This is a genomic window from Undibacterium sp. GW821-FHT11B02, assembly GCF_058808955.1.
The window spans coordinates 93,316-114,404 of sequence record NZ_JBXASD010000002.1 but is presented as its reverse complement, the minus strand read 5'-3'; the positions used below and the strand labels follow the sequence as shown (position 1 = coordinate 114,404).

The following is a 21,089-nucleotide window of genomic DNA, read 5'->3' as shown; positions in this document are numbered from 1 at the left end:
AGATATGTTTTTTGGGTGCAAATAAAAACATATCTCAATACGCCCTTAGCAGCTCGCCTCAAGAATAACAAAAAAACAGTGGGAGACGAAGCAGCAGGGCAAAGATTTCTTACCATCAAAAGAGGTTGTTATGTCCAACGCAGCAAATACCGAAGCAACTTATGTTGCCTCGTTTGAGCATTTACGCATGACGGATGTTGAATCCGTCGGCGGAAAAAATGCATCTTTAGGCGAAATGATTAGCCAATTGGCTACTGCCGGGGTGCGGGTTCCTGGTGGTTTTGCCACCACAGCACAGGCTTTCCGTGATTTTCTGACCCACAGTGTCAACGGCGGCCTGCCTTTGGACCAACGTATCGTTGATCGCCTTGAACACCTGAATATTGATGACGTCAAGGAACTGGCAAAAGCCGGCGCCGAGATTCGTCAATGGATTATCGATACACCTTTCCAGCCCCGCCTGCAAAAGGAAATTGAAGAGTTCTACAACAAACTGGTCGCAGATTCCACCGCAGAAATGTCCTTTGCAGTACGTTCTTCTGCCACGGCGGAAGATTTGCCGGATGCTTCTTTCGCCGGCCAGCAAGAAACCTTTCTCAACGTAGTCGGCATCGACAACGTATTGGAAGCGATGAAGCATGTATTTGCCTCACTGTACAACGACAGGGCGATTTCTTATCGCGTCCACAAAGGTTTTACCCACGCTGAAGTTGCCTTGTCCGCTGGTGTGCAGCGCATGGTACGTTCTGATCTGGGTGCTGCTGGAGTCATGTTCACGATTGATACCGAATCCGGCTTCAAGGATGTGGTCTTCATTACGTCCAGCTATGGTCTGGGTGAAACCGTGGTCCAGGGTGCGGTTAATCCTGACGAATTTTATGTACATAAACCTATGCTGGAACAGGGTAAATTGCCGGTAATACGTCGCAATATCGGTTCCAAGCTGATCAAGATGGAATTTACCGGTGAAGCCAAAGCCGGTCGTTCGGTAAAAACCGTCGATGTACCTGTGGAATTGCGCAACCGCTATTCGCTGAATGACACAGAAGTGGTAGAACTGGCCAAATATGCGACCATTATCGAGAAACATTATGGTCGCCCTATGGACATAGAATGGGGCAAGGATGGTCGTGACGGTAAGCTGTATATCCTGCAGGCGCGTCCCGAAACCGTTAAATCCCAGCAAAAACACACTGATGCACAACAGCGTTTCAAACTGAAAGGTAGCGGCACAATATTGGCTTCCGGTCGTGCAATTGGTCAGAAGATTGGTGCAGGTCGTGTGCGTGTCATTCATGATCCATCTGAAATGGAAAGAGTACAGCCAGGGGACGTATTGGTCGCTGACATGACAGACCCGAACTGGGAACCCGTTATGAAGCGTGCAGCAGCCATCGTCACTAACCGTGGCGGTCGTACATGCCATGCAGCAATTATTGCCCGTGAACTGGGTGTACCAGCCGTTGTTGGCTGTGAAGATGCAACTGATGTACTGAAAGATGGCACCCTGGTTACCGTATCTTGCGCAGAAGGCGATGAAGGCAAGATTTACGACGGCTTGCTGGAAACTGAAGTCACAGAAGAAGTGCGTGGTGAATTGCCCAAGTTGCCTTTGAAGATCATGCTTAACGTGGGTAATCCTCAGTTGGCATTTGACTTCCAGTCTGTCCCAAATGACGGTGTTGGTCTGGCACGTCTGGAATTCATCATCAACAATAATATTGGCGTACATCCAAAAGCGATTCTGGAATACCCGAATATTGATGCTGACCTGAAGAAAGCGGTGGAGTCTGTCGCCCGTGGTCATGCTTCACCCAGAGCATTTTACGTCGACAAATTGGCAGAAGGCGTGGCAACCATCGCTGCTGCATTCTGGCCTAAAAAAGTCATCGTCCGTCTGTCTGACTTCAAGTCTAACGAGTACAAAAAACTCATAGGCGGTTCCCGTTATGAACCGGATGAAGAAAACCCGATGCTGGGTTTCCGTGGTGCTGCGCGTTACCTTGCGCCGGACTTTGCCGAATGTTTCGAAATGGAATGTCAGGCAATGAAGCGCGTACGCAATGACATGGGCCTGACCAATGTAGAAATCATGGTACCTTTTGTTCGTACTCTGGGCCAGGCGGAAAAAGTCGTTAATCTGCTGGCAAAAAATGGCTTGCGCCGTGGTGAAAATGGCTTGCGTCTGATCATGATGTGTGAAGTGCCATCGAACGCGATATTGGCCGAAGAATTTCTGCAATTCTTTGACGGTTTCTCTATCGGCTCGAATGACCTGACGCAGTTGACTCTGGGTCTGGATCGTGATTCCGGTATGGAATTGTTGGCTGCCGATTTTGATGAGCGCGATCCTGCCGTGCGCGCCTTGTTGTCACGCGCCATCGCTGCTTGCCGCAAGCTGGATAAATACGTAGGTATTTGTGGTCAAGGACCTTCGGATCATCCTGACTTTGCAGAATGGTTGATGAAAGAGGGAATCGAATCCATTTCGCTGAATCCTGATTCAGTGATTGATACCTGGCAGAAACTGGCTGCAGTCTCCAAGTAAGCCAAATTCAATCCAGATTCAAGTATTACTTTCTATCCGGAAAAACGGGAGTGCCTTAATTGGCATTCCCGTTTTTTCTTGTTGGTGCGCCGCAACATAAGTGATCTTGAGCCCTTGTATTTTCTCAAATTCGGACTAGACTAACGGTGTCGAAACTTAAGAAAAAGAAAATCAATACTTCAACAAAATTCATGGAAAAGCCCTTGCTACCGAGTAGGTAACGAGGGCTTTTTTTTTGTGAGTAAATTTCTATGACGATTACCGATGAAAAATATAAGCAAGTCGTAGAGAATGCAGAAGCAGCAGAGTAAAGACGTAAAAAAACGATAAGGAGAACAAGAAAATGAATGGATGGATGATGTGGACCTCGTTTGCGGTCATACTCGTAATACTGGAGCTTTTTACCGGTACTTTTTACTTGTTGATGGTCGCAATTGGTTTGTTGGCTGGCGCAATTTCAGCCTATTTCCAATTAAGTGGAGTGGTGCAAGCAATCGTTGCCTCAGCGGTTGGTTCTGTTGCCGCTTTGGCCCTGCGTAACAGCAAATATGGTGGCCTGGAGCGCAGTGACGCGTCGCGCGACCCAAACGTGAATATGGATATAGGACAAAGCCTGCAGGTCAACGAATGGAAAGACCTTGGCAATGGCAAGTTTGTGGCGCGCACGATGTATCGCGGTGCCATGTGGGATGTGGAATTACAGCACTCGGCTGGCTATCCCGGTGCTTACATTATTGAAGAAATACAAGGTAGCCGTTTGATTGTGAAGCCGTCGTAGAATCGTAATGACAAGAAATAAAAAAACAGTTTCTTTAACGAAAAAAATCTGAATAACAATAAAGGTAAGAAAATGGAAAATATAGGTACAGTCGCTCTGGTTTTGTTGGTATTAGGTATCGTGTTTATCTTCAAGACCATCAATGTCGTGCCGCAGCAGCACGCCTGGGTGGTCGAGCGTTTGGGTAAATACCATGCCACACTGGGGCCAGGGCTGAATATCGTGGTGCCCTTTGTTGACCGCATTGCCTACAAGCATATCCTGAAAGAAATCCCGCTGGATGTGCCACCACAGGTATGTATCACCAGGGACAATACGCAATTGCAGGTAGATGGCATATTGTATTTCCAGATCACGGATGCAATGCGTGCTTCCTATGGTTCGTCCAACTATATCTCTGCCATCACGCAATTGGCGCAGACTACCTTGCGCTCGGTCATCGGTAAAATGGAGCTCGACAAGACTTTCGAAGAACGTGATCACATCAATACCACGATCGTGAATGCGATTGATGAATCGGCTGCCAACTGGGGTGTCAAGGTCTTGCGTTACGAGATCAAGGATTTGACACCACCCAAAGAAATCCTGCATGCAATGCAGGCGCAGATTACCGCTGAGCGTGAAAAGCGCGCCCTGATTGCTGCATCCGAAGGCCGCAAGCAAGAGCAGATCAACATCGCTACTGGCGAACGTGAAGCGTCAATTGCCAAATCCGAAGGTGAAAAACAGGCCTCCATTAATCGTGCACAAGGTCAGGCGGCCGCAATTCTGGCAATTGCGGAAGCTAGTGCTGAAGCCATACGCAAGACGGCTGCAGCGATACAGTCGCCTGGTGGTGCTGACGCGGTCAACCTGAAAGTGGCAGAACAATATGTGAGCGCCTTTGGCAATCTGGCTAAAACCAATAACTCGATTATTGTCCCGGCCAACCTGGGTGATATGAGCGGCCTGATCGCCACTGCCATGCAAGTCGTTAAATCGCAAAAACCTGCCATTACTACCGAGTCGCCACGACGACCTGTCTAAGAACCTGTGTACGATCTTACTGCGCGAGCGTGATCGGGGCTCATGTGCTGCTCAAAATGCTCATGTACCAAAGTACATTCCGCTTTTTGCGCTGCTCTTCACCCCGCTGACGCACGCTCGCTACAGATCGTAAACAGGTTCTAATAGAAAGGGAGACGTGACAGGTTTCCCTTAATCCCTGATTTGACCCCAGCGCAGTACTGCTGACACCGGCCCGGTGTCAGTAGCGCCGCCGCATTTCCGCTAACATCGGAACTTATTGAAGAAGAGGCTATGTATGTTTGAAATTATTTTGGCAGTCAGTGTTGTCGTCCTGATCCTGCTGCTCTATACCAGTAATATTCTGGTCTATATCTCGAATGAAAAAATCGGCATCGTTGAAAAGAAATGGTCCACCAGCGGTTCTGTTCAACATGGCTTTATTGCCCTGAATGGCGAAGCCGGTTTCCAGCCGGAAGTCTTGCGCGGTGGTTTTCATGTGTTTTTCCCGTTTCAATATACCATCCACAGACATGATCTGGTGACCATACAACAGGGTACCCTGGCCTATGTGTTTGCCCGTGATGGACAGGCCATGGCACCCACCCAGAATCTGGCCTGCAACAAGGCGGCGAACGACTTTACTGATGTGCGTGGCTTCTTGACCAGTGGCGGACAAAAAGGTCTGCAACGCAAGATCTTGCGTGAAGGTACCTACGCCATCAATCTGGCGCAATTTGTCGTGCTGACGACCGATCGCGTGTATGCCTTGCCGTTACCAGGTGACGGGAATGTCAGTTCTGACGGTATGGTGGTTGGTCAACTGGCAGAAATGCTGGATGAATTGCGCTTGCGCAATGGCTTCCTGCCCCTGGTGATTCGTGACGACAAACTGGCCGTCATTACCACCCACGAAGGCCGCTCACTACCAGAGGGCACGATAGTTGCCCCCGTCGTTGGTGCCGATCCGCATGAAGAGCGTATTTACCATCATGACTTCCAGAACCCCGAAGTATTCATCGAAGGCGGTGGTTATAAAGGCCGTCAATTGCAGGTCCTGGTTGAGGGTACGTACTATCTGAACGCCCGCTTTGCTACCTACGAAATTGTCGAAAAACGCGTCGTACCTGTTGGTTATGTTGGCGTCGTCGTCTCCTATACAGGCAAGGCTGGTAATGACGTGACAGGCGAATCTTACCGTCATGGCGAGTTGGTCAGCAGTGATGAAAAAGGTGTGCAGGTGACACCACTGTTGCCAGGTAAATATGCGCTGAACCCTTATGCCAAACGGGTGATCGATGTGCCGACCACCAACTTTATCCTGAAATGGCAATCTGGTCAGGTCGGCTCGCATGAGCTGGATAAGCACCTGAGTGAAGTATCGCTGATTACCAAAGACGCTTTCGAGCCTGACCTGCCTTTGTCCGTCGTTGTCAACATCGACTATAAAATGGCACCGCTGGTGATACAAAGGTTTGGTGATATCCAGAAACTGGTGGAGCAGACGTTGGACCCGATGGTGGCTGCTTATTTTAAAAACATAGGACAGGGCAAGACCCTGATTGAATTGCTGCAAGAACGTTCAGATATACAGGAACGCGCAAAAGCAGAAATGCGCAAGAACTTTGAAGGCTATAACCTGACCCTGAATGAGGTCTTGATTGGTACTCCACGTGCCAAGACTGGTGATACACAGATTGAAGTGATCCTGAAACAATTGCGTGAACGCCAGGTCTCCAGAGAACAACTGGAAACCTACAAAACCAAGGAAACTGCTGCCATACAGGAACGCATCTTGCGTGAAGCCGAGGCCAAGGCGAAACAGCAGACCGCTATTACCGAATCCGAACTAGCAGTCAAGATTGCAGAGAACCAGGGTAGTGCAGCCGTGCAAAAAGCCATCAAGGCGGCGGAAGAGGCACGTCAGGCGGCATCTGGTGCTGCTGACGCCAAGCGTACCCTTGCCAATGCCGAAGCCTTCCAGATTCAGCAAATCGGTGAAGCCCAGGCGAAAGCAACACAATTGAATGTCGAAGCCTATGGCGGACCTGAACTGCAATTCCAGCAAACGGTATTGCTGCGTTTTGCTGAGGCTATAGAGAAAGGTCATATCGCCATGGTGCCCAGCATACAGACAGGTGGCAGCGGCAGCAGTTCAGCCGTGGATGCCTTCCTGGCGCTGGCTGCGAAAGACTTGCTAAATAAAGGGGAGGGCAAGACAGTAATTGTTAATGCCGGTTAAGCGGCTATTTGGGAGGTGGCTTGGATCAGCTCAACGCCACCTTTTCTGTCGTCAGCAAGCCAAGCGCTTGTGCTTGTGGCTGCCATAGACATATATCTGCCAGCAGCGCCTGAATGTCCAGTCCGGTTTCTTTTGATGACTGTACTGTGCATTGGTGAAGATCAGTATTGCTGTAAGCAGCCTGTAAAAAATGATATTGCCAGGGAAGTAAGCTGATCAGCTGTACACGATAATTCTGGCGTGTAAATGCCAGATAGCTGGTTTCAGGATCTGGTGGCGCTGGCAAATCCTGGTCAGCAGGCGCATGTTTTGCCAGTTCCCAGTATGCCAGTAAGGGAAAACTGGTTTTCAGCAGACGTACGCAGGCCGGGATGTGGATCTCTGCATATGAGCCCATCAACAAGTCGAATGCATTGTGGGTTTTGATGCTGCGGTCCTGCTCCAGTCCAGGTGCCCGTATGACTTCGGTAAATGCCCGCTCCAGTTTTGCCATCTCAATAGGAAACTGCAATAGCAGGTCCGCTTTGCCAGCATTTCCCCCGGTTGTACTTGTAGGCTGACTATGTAGCAGGAAGTTGGCAAAGCCAGCACCCAAATCATACAGAGACGGTGCGCGGGAAGGATGACGCCATATATAGTTATGAGCAAAAAAATTAAACAGATCATTACCCATCAAGCGGTGCAAAATGGGGAAATCAGCCTGCAGGCATTCCTGCAAACGCAAGACGTAGCCATTGGCATAGATGTGCATGCGTGATTGTTTGCCTGGTGTGGTCTTGATAACGGCTGATTCTTCCAGACCCAGATGTTCCTTTGCCAGCGATAATCCTCTTGCCAGGCCACCGGGTGCGGTCATCACTGTCAAAAACCAGTTTTGCAATTGCGATAGCGATGGATCAGGTAATGGCTGATTCATGAGGTGCTGAGTTCTTCCAACTGAAAGTGTAAAGGCGTAGAAATGCTTGCAACAGATGCTGTATTGATTTTCATGTCTGGAAAATGACCATCCATAACCAAACGTGCCTTGTCCAGTTCTGCCAGCAAATCAGGGTAGGCCGGGATATTGGCATCCCATTCCAGCAGTGTAGAAACACCACCCGTCAAGGCCTGCGCCAAGGCATATAGATGCCAGACTGGTGTCGGCACTGGCTGATCATGCGTGTCTATCATATAGTCGCCACAATGGCTTGGTCCCGCCAGATGAATCTGCACGATGCGATCCGCAGGCAGGTTGCGTATATAGCGTTCAGCATCAAAGCCATGGTTGTAGGCGGACACATAAACATTATTGACATCCAGCAGCAGGCCACAGTCGGTTTTTTCGGTTAAGCGACTTAAGAATTCATCTTCAGCCATGGTTGACTGTTCAAATTCGACGTAGGTGCTGGGGTTTTCAATGATTAGCGGACGTTGTAAAAAATCCTGGACAATGCGCACGCGTTCAGCCACATGTTCAAGCGTTGCTTTGTTCAAGGGGAGCGGCAGCAAATCATGGGTATTCATCGCCGCAGCACCAGTCCAGCACAAATGATCTGACACCCATACAGCTTGCAATTCTTTTGCCAGCTGCCTGAGTTTTTTCAAATAACTGAAATCCAGCGCATCTGTGCTGCCTATCGACAGCGAAACACCATGCATGACGATAGGACAGGTTTGCGCTATGCGTTCCAGCACATGCCGCGCATAGCCATGGTTATCAATGAAATTTTCTGTGATCACTTCAAACCAGGCTACTCCGGCACCATGTTCAAGTATGTGCTCAAAGTGTGTATTGCGCAGGCCGACACCCAGGCCCAGATTGGGCAGGCCCAGACGTGGTTGCATAGTGTGCATAGACATAGTGTACGTCTGAGTCATGCCTATATCATCAGGTTGATGGTGGCAAAGCCAGGCGCAAGTCATTTGGTTTTGGTATTTCCCCTGGATTTTTATGACGTGCCGCCATTACCGTGCTATAGGCTGCCCATGCCGTGTCAAAAACGCCGTCCCCTTGTTTGAAATTGATGTTCTTGTTCAATAAATGCGCTGTATGCGGTGGTGCATCATCAAAAGTATACAGTGTCATTGTGCCGCTGGCGGGGAACAGTTGCGACGCAGAGATAGGCACGGCACAGCCACCATAGGTCTTGCAGCGGTTGTCACTTGGCGGGCTATATAGGGTGCCTGTAGGTGGAGGTCCCGGTGGTTTGCCGCACAGACTGTGTGAGCCGCGATCTGGAGTTGCAGTTTGAAGCGGGTCCTGTTCTGGTTTAACGACCTTGTCTATCTGTGCAAAGCCACAGCCACCTTGGGCTTCACAACCATTTGAACCACGGCAGCTGTGATAAACCGCAATTGCAGCGCATTGATTATTTGCTTCTTCGGTTTCTGATCCCTTGCTGGCGTTGAAATCCAGACCCTGGCAGGCGTGGTACAAAACGTTCTTGTCTGGTAATGGAACGCTGACTGATAAATCTGGCGAGCAACCTGTGATCGCCCAGCAAATTGACATGCGGTCGCCTGAACCGACCATGGATGGATAGGGGAAGCTTGTGTCCTTGTTTGTCCAGTATTCATCCAGTACCGAGGTAATGCCATAAATCGCCCCTGCAGATACGCTGCTTAACATCTGTACGGTTTTTGCACCTTCGCTTTTCAGTCGATTCAGCGCACCGGCAACTTCGTCGGGGGTAGGGATATTTTGTGGTGCTGAAGCAGCTTCGTAATCCTCATTGGTCAGCATGGCAGCAGTCCAGTGATTGCCGGCAACGGCGTGCCATTGTTCCCACGTCAGTAAATGATCCGCGGATGTTTCTCCGGGATGTTCCATCTCTTTCCGGATATCCTGGAAGCGTTCATAGTGATCAAATGCCGCGCTGTGGAAGCGTGCAGAAGCATCTCGGGATGGCGCGTCCTTGCCATCGCCGTCATACGAAGGATAATCGGCCTTCAAGGCGTCGTCGGATTCGCGATAGTCAGGCTGTACGGCACGCAGTAATTGCGTGCGGCGGTAGTGCTTGATCCCTGCGGAATTACCTTCGCCCTGATCGGTAATGGCGCACATCATGTCGATGGCCTTGTTTTGCGACCCAGCCTTGCCGCCGTCAAGATCATCAGGGCCGAACAATGTGTCAAATTGTGGGTATTCTTTTTGGGGATGGCTTTCGTTGGGCTCTTTGGGCGTACTGTGGACATTGAACATGTCTTTTTGTACGGCCTCGTTATCAAACAGTTTTTCCCATAGTGTCTGACCATCCGTATATTCCATGCTGATGTATTTGGCATAGCATTCATACATATAGCCGATAGTGCCGAACAGAGGCAGATCAGCAAATCCCTTATCCGGATTCCAGTTAGCTAGCGGTACATTGGGGAAATATTTATCGGCATTGCGGCGCAATTCTTCGCGCGCCTGCATTTCTGGCTGCTCGATTGCCAAAAACAGTTCGATCTGGTTTTTATTCAGCGATTCCAGATTGACTCTGACATCCTTGTAGCTATTGGTATCCCTCAAGTCAACAATGCAAGGTATGGTGTGCTTGTCTGAGCCATAGCAAGTCCAGCCACGCTCACTATCCTGCAGGCCCGAATTGCGGGTAAAACTGGGATCAACACCAATTGCCGTAGCGATATTGGCAGCCATCTGCAAATGCAGCATTTCCTGGATGAATACACTGAAGACGATATTGAAAGCACGCTCATTGGTGGTAGTGGGTTTTGCTGTGGTAGCCATGCCTGGCCATTGGCGGCCCTTATAATATTGATTGCCCTTGGAATTGATCTGATGCGTGCCGTAGATCGAATACATGGAATTCATGTACAGCGGTATCGTAAATAACTCGACACTGACCGTCGCCTGAGCAATCGCCCTTACGGCAGCAGCATCAGTGTCGAATTCTGAGAGTGGGCGATTCTTGATGGCGTGTTGCGGTGTTTCAGGTATGGCTGCGAACATGAGGTGACTCCTGCGCTGGCTTGGTATGATTAGGGGATGTGCAGACGAGGTGATGCTTTAAAGCGTGAATAAAAGCATAATGACTTTAACATAAAAGAATGTTCGTTTGAAAATATTTGAGCAAACCAGACTCTTTTAAGATCACCTGATTTGTCTGGCATCTTCGCAATTTTGGGGCCGGTAATATGAAAGAAATCATCACGCAATGCAAGCTCAGTTTATCGCCACTTGCTGATCCCGGGCGGGCACAGGCAATGCGTGCCTATATGAAAAACCGCTTCGAGTTTCTGGGCATTCCCGCACCTGACAGGCGCAAGGCATGCGTGGATATCATCAGGCAATTGAAAACGGCTGATGCCGATCAACTTCTGACTGTGGCTACTGGCTTGTGGGCTTACAAGGAACGCGAATACCAGTATCTGGCAGTGGATATTCTGGCCAAGCATTACCGACGCTTACGCCCGGAAGATGTGCCAGCCTTGCTGGCACAGGTGCAGCAAAAATCCTGGTGGGATAGCGTAGACGGTCTGGCTGGTGTGCTAGGGGACTTGTTGCGCTTGCATCTGACCGCAGACAGGAAAATACAAAAAACTATGGATGCGGCCTTGCTACATGAGGATTTTTGGGTCCGGCGCATCGCCTTGTTGCATCAACTGGGCTGGCGTGAAAAGACGGATGTCGATAGATTGTGCCGGTATGCGCTGACATTGGCGGGTGAAGACGAATTCTTCATCAGGAAAGCGATAGGCTGGGCTTTGCGTGATTATGCCTGGCATGACCCAGCGATGATCAAGACCTTTCTTGTTCAGTACAAAGATCAATTTTCAGCATTGACACAACGGGAAGCTGGCAAGAATCTGGAAAAATTGGGGTTTTAATGAAAGAAAACCTGTTCTTGCAACCATGTAATCTCATATTTGCAATATGATACCGAACTAACTTATTGTCCCACTTATTGTCTTGCTGTATCGATTTTCCCAATGAAACCTATCAAGATTATTGTGCCTGCCGTTGCGGCAGTTTGTCTGGCTGCTGCCGCTTATTTCCTCATCCAAAAAAATGTGCACAATGCGAGTGCACAGGTCGAGTCTGCACAGGTGGATCCCAAAGATGGTTTTGACGCCAGCAAAATGCCGGATGAGTTGAATGGCTTGCTGGTCGCCTATCGCAAGATCATTGTCTTGTTGGCAGATGAAAAAAAGCAGGGACCCAAAGAACGCAATGAAGCCAATCGCATCGGGCAAGCCTTGTTTCACGAAAATCTTGTCAGGCTGAATGATCTGGATACCTATCTTGACAAGCTCAAGACGCGCCATGCGGCCCAGCGCGAAGCAGCCTTCGATACCATACTGACTTACATAGAATCTGGTGAAGACCTGTATGACGCCGATCGCCTGGCATTCAGGGAAGTGCTGGTCAGAATGCAAAAGTTGATCGCTACCGAGCAGACCTTGCCATCCATCAAATTGCACAAGCGTGTCAGTGATGATTTGAACGCCTTGAGTGAGATTGAAAAGGAATACGACGCCGAGCTCAAAGAGATATTCTCTCGCTTTGAGTCACGCTCAATAGAATTGAAGCGCGAGCGCTGGGATGACTACATTGTCAAACTGCGCAAATTATATAACCGTGAACAAATCCTCAAAGACTACGGCATTATCTTGCCCTATCCGGAAAAACCGGAGCCGTTAAGCGAAAAGGAAAAAGATATTTTCGGTCAGGGCTTGCCAGCCAAAACCGTGGTGTTGACGTTTGATGATGGTCCTCATGCGACATATACCGATGAAATTGCTGCGATATTGAAGCAATACAATGTGCCTGCAGTATTCTTCCAGGTCGGTAAAAACGTCGGCAGCATCGATGCCAAAGGCAAAGAACTGTTGAATAAAAATGCAGAAACCAGCAGAAGATTGCTCAGTGCAGGCCATGTGCTGGCCAATCATAGTTTCAGTCATGCCTTGCTTTCCAAGGAAAGTGGCGACACCCTGAATGCTGAAATTGAGCAAACCGACAAATTGCTGAAAGCGATTGATCCGGCACGCTCGGCCTTGTTCCGCTTCCCCTACGGTGCAAAGAGTAAGGAAGGCATGCAAATTCTCGGCAGGTTGGGGTTGCATTCTGTCATGTGGAATATTGACTCCCTGGACTGGGCTGATCCAGTGCCGAATTCTATTGCTGGCCGTGTCTTGGGTACGTTGGAAAAAGAACAGCGTGGCATCATTCTTTTCCATGATATCCATGAGCGCACGATCAAGGCGCTGCCACTTGTGCTGGATAAGCTGATTGCCGATGGCTACAGTTTTGCATCCTGGGATGGCACTGACTTCAAGGTAGCCAAGGGTGGCAAGGCGACGCCAGAAAAGGTCAGCATCAGTACTGATTATCAAAATAGCTGGGCTATCGTGATTGGCATTAATGATTATGCCAAATGGCCCAAGCTGCAATATGCAGTGCAAGATGCCAATTCAATTCGTGACATGCTGGTCAGTAAACTGGGCTTCCCAGGTGACAAGGTGTTAACCCTGACCAATGGGGATGCAACCAGGAATAATATTCTTGCCCTGTTCCATGAAAAATTGGGGCATGGACAATTAAAGAAAGACGACCGGGTCTTTGTATTCTTTGCCGGACATGGTGCCACCAGAAAGCTCAGTTCTGGCCGTAACCTGGGGTACATCATCCCGGTTGATTCTGATCCTGAACAATTATCGGTTGATGCTATCCCCATGACGGATTTGCAAAATATTGCCGAAAGCCTCAATGCCAAGCATATCCTGTTTGTGATGGATGCCTGTTATAGCGGCCTGGGACTGACGCGCGGCGGTGGTAGCAGCGCCTTCTTGCGTGAAAATGCGCGCCGTATGGGACGCCAAATGCTGACAGCGGGTGGTGCTGATCAATTAGTAGCTGACGGCGGGCCGAATGGCCATTCCGTATTTACCTGGACTTTGCTGCAAGCCCTGAGCGGTAAAGCTGACTTGAACGGCGATGGCATGATCACTGCTACTGAATTGGCCGCCTATATTGCCCCCGCTGTGTCCAGCATGTCGCAGCAAACTCCGGCATTTGGCAGCCTGCCTGGTTCAGAAGGTGGCGAGTTTGTGTTTGAAATGCATAGCGAAGGTGAGTTCTTAAACGCAAAAACCAATCAGCTATCTGCTGACGCGATTGCCCTCAACAACAAAATTGATGGCGCAACCGTCAAAGCGGGTGGTGATGCACCCATTGTCATTAAGAACCTGAATGGTGGCGAACAGAAAATTGCGGCTCCCAAAATGGTGGATGCCTCTTCAAGACAATTGGCGCAAAGAGCGAATGATCAAGGTTTGCAACTGTACAGGGAAAAACAATATGCTCAGGCAGAAGTCGCGTTTACCGAAGCCCTGAAATACCGCCCTGACTTTGGTCTGGCCGCAAACAACCTGGGTTTTGTGTATTTCAAACAGCAAAAATATGCAGAGGCAGCGCGCTGGTTTGAAAATACCTTGCAGATTGATCCATCCAGGGCCATTGCCTACCTGAACCTGGGCGACGCCAGAGCCATGCTGAATGAAAACGAAAAAGCTAAAAAAGCGTACACCAGTTTCCTGGAACTGGCACCGAATAACCCAAATGCCAATTATGTGAAGGACGCGCTGAAGAAACTGGAGTAGATTTTGTGATCTGACGTGCTCTGACCCAACAACAAACCTGGACAGCGTGCGCTGCCCAGGTTTGTTGTTATTCGACCGAGTTTTACTTAGAACCTGTTTACGATCTGTAGCGAGCGTGCGTCAGCGGGAGTGAAGAGCAGCGCAAAAAGCGGAACGTACTGTAGTACATGAGCATTTTGAGCAGCACATGAGCCACGATCACGCACGCGCAGTAAGATCGTACACAGGTTCTTACATGCTGTATGCCGCATCAACGCTGTCCTATCTTGGTATCGCCAAACAGATTCTTTTGATCACGAGGTTGTGAACGCCAGTATTGATGGGGTGCTTCTACAGTCGCCCCCAGTTTGGCAGCGGCATGCCATGGCCAGTGCGGATCGTACAAAATGCCACGTGCAATGGCAATCGCATCCGCCTGGCCATTAGCGATGATTTCTTCAGCATGTTCTGGTTCGGTAATCAGGCCAACGGCAATCACTGGCAGCTTGCAATGCTGTTTGATTTCCTTTGCCAGATGTACTTGATAGCCTGGCCCTAAAGGAATTTTTTGATCAGGTGAAACACCACCACTGGATACGTGAATGAAGTCGCAGCCACGTTCTTGCAAGGCATGCACGAAAAGCTTGCTTTGCGAAATATCCAAACCGCCATCTACCCAGTCTGTTGCTGAAAGACGCACACCAAGCGTCATCTCATCTTTCGGTACTGCTGCGCGTACTGCGTCAAACACTTCCAGTGGAAATCGCAGACGGTTTTCGACCGAACCACCATACTGGTCAGTGCGGTGATTGGCAATCGGCGACAGAAACTGGTGTAGCAGATACCCATGCGCAGCATGCAGTTCGATCGCATTGATGCCCAGCCTGTGGGCACGCACGGCTGCATCAACAAAGGCTTGTTGTACACGCTTCAAACCAGCCTCATCTAGCGCCTGCGGTGGGCGTTCGCCTTTTGCATGGGCCAATGCAGAAGGTGCTGCCATTTGCCAGCCGCCATCTTCTATCGCAATGAGCTGACCACCATGCCAGGGCGCCTGGCTGGATGCTTTGCGGCCCGCATGGCCAAGTTGTATGGCAATCGGCATGTTTGAATGTTTGCGTATCGACTGTAAAACCGCGCCAAGTGCAGCCTCGGTTTCATCTGACCACAGACCCAGGTCGCCGGGAGAGATGCGGCCTATGTCTTCAACTGCGGTTGCTTCCAGTATCAATAAGCCTGCACCGGATAAAGCCAGTCCACCCAAGTGAATAAGATGCCAGTCAGTAGCTTTGCCATAGTCGGCAGAATATTGGCACATGGGCGCAATAATGATGCGGTTTGTCAGGTCCAGTGATCCAAGACGAAGAGGGGAAAAGAGGGCGCTCATAGTTTTGCAAACCTGTTGTAGAGATCAAGGGGGCAGAGGAGACAATGCGGGGGCTTGTATATTATGCCCGTAGTTTCCGGTTGTTGCCCGCAGGCTGTCAATGACGGCTGGCAGTTTCAATTTGCCGCATTCATTGCCATGACCAACTGTTTGATTTTGATCGCTTTTTCAAAATGATCAAATCGGTTTTCCATGATCCACCAGGTAGCAGCTTCCATCAGCAATTCCGGATCATCGTTTTTATTGGCGAAAAAGGCGTAAAAGGATAGTCCGACATCCGGACCCTTTTGCTTGATTTTGCTGTCGCATACGGCAATGATCTTTTTTCTTAATACATCTTTCATTAGTGGACCTTTGTATATTCATTCCAAAGTTCTGCAAAGTTTTGCAGATGACATATTGTTGACATTGTCTGTTGTCTGAGCAACTATGAATAGTCCCAAAGCGGAATTTTTTCCCTTGCTATTGATTTTGCCTTTGTTGCGCCCATTTGCTTTACGTAAATGGATGCTGTCTTTGTTATGGCACCGGCAACCTTGATTGGCGTCAACATGGAATGGCTACTTGCTGTATTGGTCTTGTTGGGACTGGGAGTGTTTGTCTTGCCCCGGGCGCGTTTGCGCTATGTGCTTTCAAAGGCTTTTCCTCTGAATTATTCAAAAATCCTGAGGAAAAACTTGCCGGGCTATTCGCGCATGCCTACAGATTTGCAAATGCAGTTGAAGCGTCGCATACGGCAGTTTCTGTATCAAAAAACCTTTGTCGGTTGTGGCGGCCTGACTATTACTGATGAAATCAGGGTGACGATAGCTGGCAAGGCTTGCCTCTTGCTGTTGAACCGCGAATCGGATGTGTACCCGCAGCTTACCCATGTGCTGGTGTATCCGTCGGCATTTGTGGCACCCAGAACACAGATGAACATTGGTGGTGTAGTTACCCATACCAACCAGGGTTTGAGCGGTGAATCCTGGAGTGATGGCAGGGTGATTTTGGCATGGGATCAGATTGTGAATAATCCTGACAATGAGGCGCGAGGTCAGGATGTTGTCTTGCATGAATTTGCGCATCAACTCGATAGTGAAACCGGCGCGACCAATGGCGCCCCTGATTTGAAAACAGCGGCAGCTTACAAGAAATGGTCGCAAGTCATGGAGATGGAATTTGCACAGTTGCTGCAAGCAATTGACAGCGATATGCCAACGATTATTGATCCCTATGGTGCGACTAATCCTGCAGAATTTTTTGCTGTGGTGACCGAAGCATTTTTCAAGAAAAGCCATGATCTTGCGCATTATCATCCAGCCTTGTATGCGCAATTACGGAACTATTATCGGGTTGACCCTTGTGAGTGGATTTAGTTTTCAGGCATAAAAAGAAAGGGGCGCATTCAGCGCCCCTTGTCATTACTCTACTGCTTCCAGAAATTCCTGCTGTTCCAGCCAGTCAACTTCGATTTGCTCCAGTTCCTTGACGACATAAGCCTGGTCAAGCAACAGGGTCTTCAGTTTTTCCTTGTTGGCATCGCTATAGATTTCACTGTCTTCTAACTGCGTGTTGATATCTTTCTTTTTCAGATTCAACTTGGCCATTTGTTCTTCAAGACGTTTGATACGTGTCTCTATGGGCTTGCGCAGATTGGCGACGCGCTGGCGTTCATCGGCGTCGCGTTTGCGCTGTTCCTTGTCGTCGACCTTGGCGACCGGAACAGGTTTGGCTTGAGGCAAAGCTGCTTCCTGCGCCTTGGTTTTTTCTGGCAGGGTGGGGGCAGCTTTTTCCAGTTTGTTTTTGAACAGCCAGTCTTTGTAATCGTCCAGGTCGCCGTCAAACGGTTGCAGTTTGCCATCGGCGACAATGATGAACTGGTCAGTCGTGGCACGCAGCAAATGCCTGTCATGTGAGACCACGACCAGGGTGCCTTCAAACTGTGCCAGGGCATCTGTCAGGGCTTCGCGGGTTTCCAGGTCCAGATGGTTGGTCGGCTCATCCAGCAGCAAGAGGTTGGGGCGCTGCCAGACGATCATGGCCAGTGCCAGACGGGCTTTTTCACCGCCTGAGAATGGCTTGATCGGGCTGCTCACCATGGTGCCAGGGAAGTTGAAACCACCGAGGAAGTTACGCAATTCCTGCTCACGTACATCAGGGGCAATATGCGCCAAGTGCCACAGTGGTGATTCATCATGGCGCAGCATTTCTACCTGATGCTGTGCAAAGTACCCGATGGACAGCCCCTTGCCAGTTTGCATGACGCCATTCAAAGGCGCGATGTCACCAACGATGGTTTTGATCAGGGTGGATTTACCAGCGCCATTCACACCAAGCAGGCCGATACGCTGGCCGATTTGCAGCGTGAACTTGACATCGCCAACGATTTTTTTCTCGGTGAAACTATGGTCGGTTTCTGATTCAGTGCGATAGCCGCAATCCACATCTTCCATCACCAGCATGGGGTTGGGGGCGCTGAGTGGCTCGCGGAATTCAAAAGAGAATTCGGCAGCGGCCCGCAAAGGCGCCATTTCTTCCATACGTGCCAAAGCCTTGATACGGCTTTGTGCCTGCTTGGCTTTGGATGCCTTGGCCTTGAAGCGGTCGATAAAGGATTGCAGATGGGCGCGCTTGCGGTTTTGTTTTTCCAGCATGCCTTGTGCCAGTTCCAACTGGGCAGCACGCTGGCGTTCAAAGCCGGAATAGTTACCGCCATAGCGCTTGAGCTTGCGTTCATCAATGTGGACGATGACATTCACCACGCCATCCAGAAAATCGCGGTCATGCGAAATGATGATCAAGGTGCCTTCATAGCGTTTCAGCCAATCTTCCAGCCAGATGATGGCATCCAGATCCAGATGGTTGGTCGGTTCATCGAGCAGCAGCAAATCGGATTTACACATCAGTGCTTGCGCCAGATTCAGGCGCATGCGCCAGCCACCAGAAAAACTGGCGACTGGTTGTTCCAGTTCGTTGATCTTGAAACCCAGGCCCAGCAGCAATTGTTCGGCACGTGGGCGCACAGTATAGGCATCGGCATCAGCCAATGCCCCATACATATTGCCGATGGCAATGCCGTTGTCGTAACTTTCTGGCTGAGCTTCCAGTTCGGCCAGTTGGGCTTCCAGTTTGCGCAAGGCGACATCGCCATCTATTGCATAATCGATGGCACTGCGTTCCAGTGGCGGGGTTTCTTGCGCGACGTGGGCAAGCTGCCATTTGGCCGGGAAATCGATGCTGCCCTGGTCAGGGTGCAATTCACCACGCAACATGGCAAACAAACTGGATTTTCCTGCACCATTCGAGCCGATCAAGCCTATCTTGTCGCCGGGATTGAGTGTCACATCGACACTGTCAAATAAAGGTTTGATGCCGCGCGCCAGGACGACTTGTTGAAGACGTATCATATAAACTTAAAGTAATGGGGTAATGCTGTTTTGTTGATGCAAAAAAATGGAAAAACGGGCAAAACTGATTTTGCCCGTCTTCATTATGTTAACTGCACTGCGCAGCACGGATTTATGCAGTGAAATCTGTCAGTTGATTGGCTTCCACCAAAAATACCATGTCGTCGCCAGCACTGGTACTTAACCAGGTCAGATTCAATTCAGGGAAGGCAGCTTCAGCGAAGGCACGTTCATTGCCAATTTCCACCATCAGCAAACCATCTTCAGTGAGCCGCTGTGCGGCACCGGCCACGATCTTACGCACCAGGTCCATGCCATCGTCACCGCCAGCCAGCGCAATTTGTGGTTCATGCATGTATTCCTTGGGCAGTTTGGCCATAGAGCCGGAATTGACATACGGCGGGTTGGTGATGATGAGATCGTATTTCTTGTCAGGCACATTGCTGTACAGGTCTGATTCAATCAGTGTGATACGGTCTTGCAATCCATAGGTTGCCACATTACGTTTGGCCACTTCCAGCGCATCTTTGGAAATATCGACGGCATCCACATGCGCCTCAGAGAACATATCGGCCAGCATGATGGGTAGGCAGCCAGAGCCGGTGCACAGTTCGAGGATATTGCTGATCGCTTCAGGCTCTGTCACCCAGGGTGAAAAATGCTCTGGGATCAATTCTGCAATGAAGGAACGTGGCACGATGACACGTTCATCCACATAGAAATTGTAAGTGCCCAGCCAGGCTTCATTGGTAATGTAAGACGCTGGTATGCGATCGGTTGCACGGCGTTCAATCACCTGGAGCACAGCATCGATTTCTGAAGGCAATAAACGCGCATCCAGGAAAGGCTCTATCTTGTCGAGTGGCAGGTGCAAGGTGTGCAGCAGTAAATACGCAGCTTCATCCAGTGCGTTGGCACTGCCATGGCCAAAGAACAATTTTTCTTTGTTGAAGCGTGTGACGGCATGGCGCAGCAGATCGCGCAGGGTCAAAAAAGTGGTGGCAGGTGTTGTCATATCTTGGTTTCGTATCGGCTGGTGCTTCAGTTCAGGTCAGCAGGTTTTCCAGCGTGCGTCGATAAATATTCTTGAGCGGGTCTATGTATTGCAGCTCAATGTGTTCGTCGATTTTATGGATGCTGGCATTCGGAGGACCAAATTCCACCACTTGGGGGCAAATCTTGGCGATGAAGCGGCCATCCGAGGTACCGCCAGTAGTGGATAGTTCCGTTGCCACGCCAGTTTCTGCAAGAATCGCATCACCCAATGCATCGCTCAGGCTGCCTTTCGGTGTCAGGAAAGGGTGACCACCCACGGTCCATTTCAAGTCATATTCCAGGCCGTGTTTGTCGAGTATTGCATGTACGCGTTGCTGCAAGCCTTCGGCAGTGCTGGCGGTGGAGAAACGGAAATTGAAATCAATGACGGCTTCGCCCGGTATCACGTTAGATGCCCCGGTGCCGGCATGGATATTCGACATTTGCCAGGACGTGGGCAGGTAATAGTCATTGCCTTCATCCCAGACTTCGGCTACCAGTTCCGCCATGGCAGGCGCTGCCAGATGAATAGGGTTTTTTGCCAACTGTGGATAGGCGATATGGCCTTGCACACCTTTGACAGTCAGTTTGCCAGACATGGTACCCCGACGGCCATTCTTGATGGTGTCACCCAGTTTGTCGACAGAAGTTGGTTCGCCGACGATGCAATAATCCAGCTGTTCTCCGCGTGCCTTGAGTTTTTCACAGACCACCACAGTGCCGTCAGTGGCTGGGCCTTCTTCATCACTGGTGATCAGGAAACCGATAGAACCCTTGTGATCCGGATGGGCCGCGATGAATTCTTCTGTTGCTACGACAAAGGCAGCGATCGATGTTTTCATGTCGGCGGCACCACGACCGTATAGCTTGCCGTCTCTGTGGGTGGGCGTAAAAGGTGCAGATTGCCACTGTGTTACCGGGCCGGTAGGCACCACATCGGTGTGACCGGCAAACACCAGCAGGGGCTGGCTTTGGCCGCGTCTGGCCCAAAGGTTGGTAACCTCACCGGACTGTATGGTTTCACACTGAAAGCCCATCGGTTCCAGCAAGGCGATCAGGGTATTTTGGCAGCCTTTGTCTTCAGGTGTGACCGAATCCAGTGCAATTAACTGTTCTGTCAGCGCAAGTGTTTTACTCAT

15 protein-coding genes are annotated in these 21,089 nt (G+C 49.9%); 7 read left to right on the top strand and 8 right to left on the bottom strand.

The window, feature by feature from the left end; genetic code table 11:
* Window positions 1-130 precede the first annotated feature (130 nt).
* From ppsA to AC1RVX_RS03710, 4 genes are all read left to right on the top strand, one after another.
* Complete coding sequence (gene ppsA, locus AC1RVX_RS03725; protein ID WP_493215237.1) at window positions 131-2,548, top strand: phosphoenolpyruvate synthase; 2,418 nt, start codon at window positions 131-133, stop codon at window positions 2,546-2,548.
* Between the two features lie 343 nt (window positions 2,549-2,891).
* Window positions 2,892-3,326: an NfeD family protein gene (locus AC1RVX_RS03720; protein ID WP_493215236.1), complete on the top strand. Its 435-nt coding sequence runs from the start codon at window positions 2,892-2,894 to the stop codon at window positions 3,324-3,326.
* Between the two features lie 72 nt (window positions 3,327-3,398).
* Complete coding sequence (locus AC1RVX_RS03715; protein ID WP_493215235.1) at window positions 3,399-4,352, top strand: SPFH domain-containing protein; 954 nt, start codon at window positions 3,399-3,401, stop codon at window positions 4,350-4,352.
* A gap of 277 nt (window positions 4,353-4,629) precedes the next feature.
* The gene (locus AC1RVX_RS03710) at window positions 4,630-6,573 is read left to right on the top strand and encodes an SPFH domain-containing protein (protein WP_493215234.1); all 1,944 of its coding nucleotides are present in this window, start codon (window positions 4,630-4,632) and stop codon (window positions 6,571-6,573) included.
* A 25-nt stretch (window positions 6,574-6,598) separates the two neighbouring features.
* Here the strand turns inward: AC1RVX_RS03710 and AC1RVX_RS03705 are convergent, their stop codons facing one another.
* Genes AC1RVX_RS03705 through AC1RVX_RS03695 form a run of 3 tightly spaced genes read right to left on the bottom strand, consistent with a single transcriptional unit; the run spans window position 6,599 to window position 10,507 of the window.
* The gene (locus AC1RVX_RS03705) at window positions 6,599-7,489 is read right to left on the bottom strand and encodes an HvfC/BufC family peptide modification chaperone (RefSeq protein ID WP_493215233.1); all 891 of its coding nucleotides are present in this window, start codon (window positions 7,487-7,489) and stop codon (window positions 6,599-6,601) included.
* A complete protein-coding gene (bufB, locus tag AC1RVX_RS03700; protein ID WP_493215232.1) occupies window positions 7,486-8,412 on the bottom strand; it encodes an MNIO family bufferin maturase in 927 nt (308 codons plus the stop codon). The genes AC1RVX_RS03705 and bufB overlap by 4 nt, the downstream gene beginning before the upstream one ends.
* Window positions 8,413-8,440: 28 nt before the next feature.
* A complete protein-coding gene (locus AC1RVX_RS03695; RefSeq protein WP_493215231.1) occupies window positions 8,441-10,507 on the bottom strand; it encodes a ferritin-like domain-containing protein in 2,067 nt (688 codons plus the stop codon).
* 185 nt (window positions 10,508-10,692) lie between these two features.
* On the opposite strand from AC1RVX_RS03695, the gene AC1RVX_RS03690 reads away from it, so the two are divergent.
* Together AC1RVX_RS03690 and AC1RVX_RS03685 are read left to right on the top strand one after the other, a co-directional pair.
* Window positions 10,693-11,385, top strand: coding sequence for a DNA alkylation repair protein (locus tag AC1RVX_RS03690; RefSeq protein ID WP_493215230.1), 693 nt, complete (start codon window positions 10,693-10,695; stop codon window positions 11,383-11,385).
* Window positions 11,386-11,487: 102 nt separating this feature from the next.
* Window positions 11,488-14,160, top strand: a complete 2,673-nt coding sequence (locus AC1RVX_RS03685; protein WP_493215229.1) for a polysaccharide deacetylase family protein — start codon at window positions 11,488-11,490, stop codon at window positions 14,158-14,160.
* 250 nt (window positions 14,161-14,410) lie between these two features.
* Here the strand turns inward: AC1RVX_RS03685 and AC1RVX_RS03680 are convergent, their stop codons facing one another.
* Entirely contained in the window at window positions 14,411-15,526 is a 1,116-nt protein-coding gene (locus AC1RVX_RS03680) for an NADH:flavin oxidoreductase/NADH oxidase (RefSeq protein ID WP_493215228.1), read from the bottom strand.
* A 116-nt stretch (window positions 15,527-15,642) separates the two neighbouring features.
* Window positions 15,643-15,870 (bottom strand): DUF6500 family protein, encoded by a 228-nt coding sequence (locus tag AC1RVX_RS03675; RefSeq protein WP_493215227.1) that lies wholly within the window; start codon window positions 15,868-15,870, stop codon window positions 15,643-15,645.
* A 159-nt stretch (window positions 15,871-16,029) separates the two neighbouring features.
* Between AC1RVX_RS03675 and AC1RVX_RS03670 the strand changes: the two genes are divergently transcribed.
* The gene (locus tag AC1RVX_RS03670; RefSeq protein ID WP_493215226.1) at window positions 16,030-16,884 is read left to right on the top strand and encodes a M90 family metallopeptidase; all 855 of its coding nucleotides are present in this window, start codon (window positions 16,030-16,032) and stop codon (window positions 16,882-16,884) included.
* A 45-nt stretch (window positions 16,885-16,929) separates the two neighbouring features.
* On the opposite strand, the gene AC1RVX_RS03665 is transcribed toward AC1RVX_RS03670, so the two are convergent.
* From AC1RVX_RS03665 to dapE, 3 genes are all read right to left on the bottom strand, one after another.
* The gene (locus AC1RVX_RS03665; RefSeq protein ID WP_493215225.1) at window positions 16,930-18,915 is read right to left on the bottom strand and encodes an ATP-binding cassette domain-containing protein; all 1,986 of its coding nucleotides are present in this window, start codon (window positions 18,913-18,915) and stop codon (window positions 16,930-16,932) included.
* A 112-nt stretch (window positions 18,916-19,027) separates the two neighbouring features.
* Entirely contained in the window at window positions 19,028-19,930 is a 903-nt protein-coding gene (gene prmB / locus AC1RVX_RS03660; RefSeq protein WP_493215224.1) for a 50S ribosomal protein L3 N(5)-glutamine methyltransferase, read from the bottom strand.
* A gap of 31 nt (window positions 19,931-19,961) precedes the next feature.
* Window positions 19,962-21,089 carry a succinyl-diaminopimelate desuccinylase gene (dapE, locus tag AC1RVX_RS03655; RefSeq protein ID WP_493215223.1) on the bottom strand — a complete coding sequence of 376 codons (1,128 nt, stop codon included), beginning with the start codon at window positions 21,087-21,089 and terminating at the stop codon, window positions 19,962-19,964.

Excerpts from the sequence above, each read along its gene's own strand:
- ppsA (WP_493215237.1), top strand. The coding sequence starts at position 131 with ATGTCCAACGCAGCAAATACCGAAGCAACTTATGTTGCCTCGTTTGAG.
- dapE (WP_493215223.1), bottom strand. The coding sequence starts at position 21,089 with ATGAGTAAAACACTTGCGCTGACAGAACAGTTAATTGCACTGGATTCG.
- AC1RVX_RS03705 (WP_493215233.1), bottom strand. The coding sequence starts at position 7,489 with ATGAATCAGCCATTACCTGATCCATCGCTATCGCAATTGCAAAACTGG.
- AC1RVX_RS03675 (WP_493215227.1), bottom strand. The coding sequence starts at position 15,870 with ATGAAAGATGTATTAAGAAAAAAGATCATTGCCGTATGCGACAGCAAA.
- AC1RVX_RS03685 (WP_493215229.1), top strand. The coding sequence starts at position 11,488 with ATGAAACCTATCAAGATTATTGTGCCTGCCGTTGCGGCAGTTTGTCTG.
- prmB (WP_493215224.1), bottom strand. The coding sequence starts at position 19,930 with ATGACAACACCTGCCACCACTTTTTTGACCCTGCGCGATCTGCTGCGC.
- AC1RVX_RS03720 (WP_493215236.1), top strand. The coding sequence starts at position 2,892 with ATGAATGGATGGATGATGTGGACCTCGTTTGCGGTCATACTCGTAATA.
- AC1RVX_RS03710 (WP_493215234.1), top strand. The coding sequence starts at position 4,630 with ATGTTTGAAATTATTTTGGCAGTCAGTGTTGTCGTCCTGATCCTGCTG.
- AC1RVX_RS03695 (WP_493215231.1), bottom strand. The coding sequence starts at position 10,507 with ATGTTCGCAGCCATACCTGAAACACCGCAACACGCCATCAAGAATCGC.
- AC1RVX_RS03665 (WP_493215225.1), bottom strand. The coding sequence starts at position 18,915 with ATGATACGTCTTCAACAAGTCGTCCTGGCGCGCGGCATCAAACCTTTA.
- AC1RVX_RS03690 (WP_493215230.1), top strand. The coding sequence starts at position 10,693 with ATGAAAGAAATCATCACGCAATGCAAGCTCAGTTTATCGCCACTTGCT.
- AC1RVX_RS03715 (WP_493215235.1), top strand. The coding sequence starts at position 3,399 with ATGGAAAATATAGGTACAGTCGCTCTGGTTTTGTTGGTATTAGGTATC.
- AC1RVX_RS03670 (WP_493215226.1), top strand. The coding sequence starts at position 16,030 with ATGGATGCTGTCTTTGTTATGGCACCGGCAACCTTGATTGGCGTCAAC.
- bufB (WP_493215232.1), bottom strand. The coding sequence starts at position 8,412 with ATGTCTATGCACACTATGCAACCACGTCTGGGCCTGCCCAATCTGGGC.
- AC1RVX_RS03680 (WP_493215228.1), bottom strand. The coding sequence starts at position 15,526 with ATGAGCGCCCTCTTTTCCCCTCTTCGTCTTGGATCACTGGACCTGACA.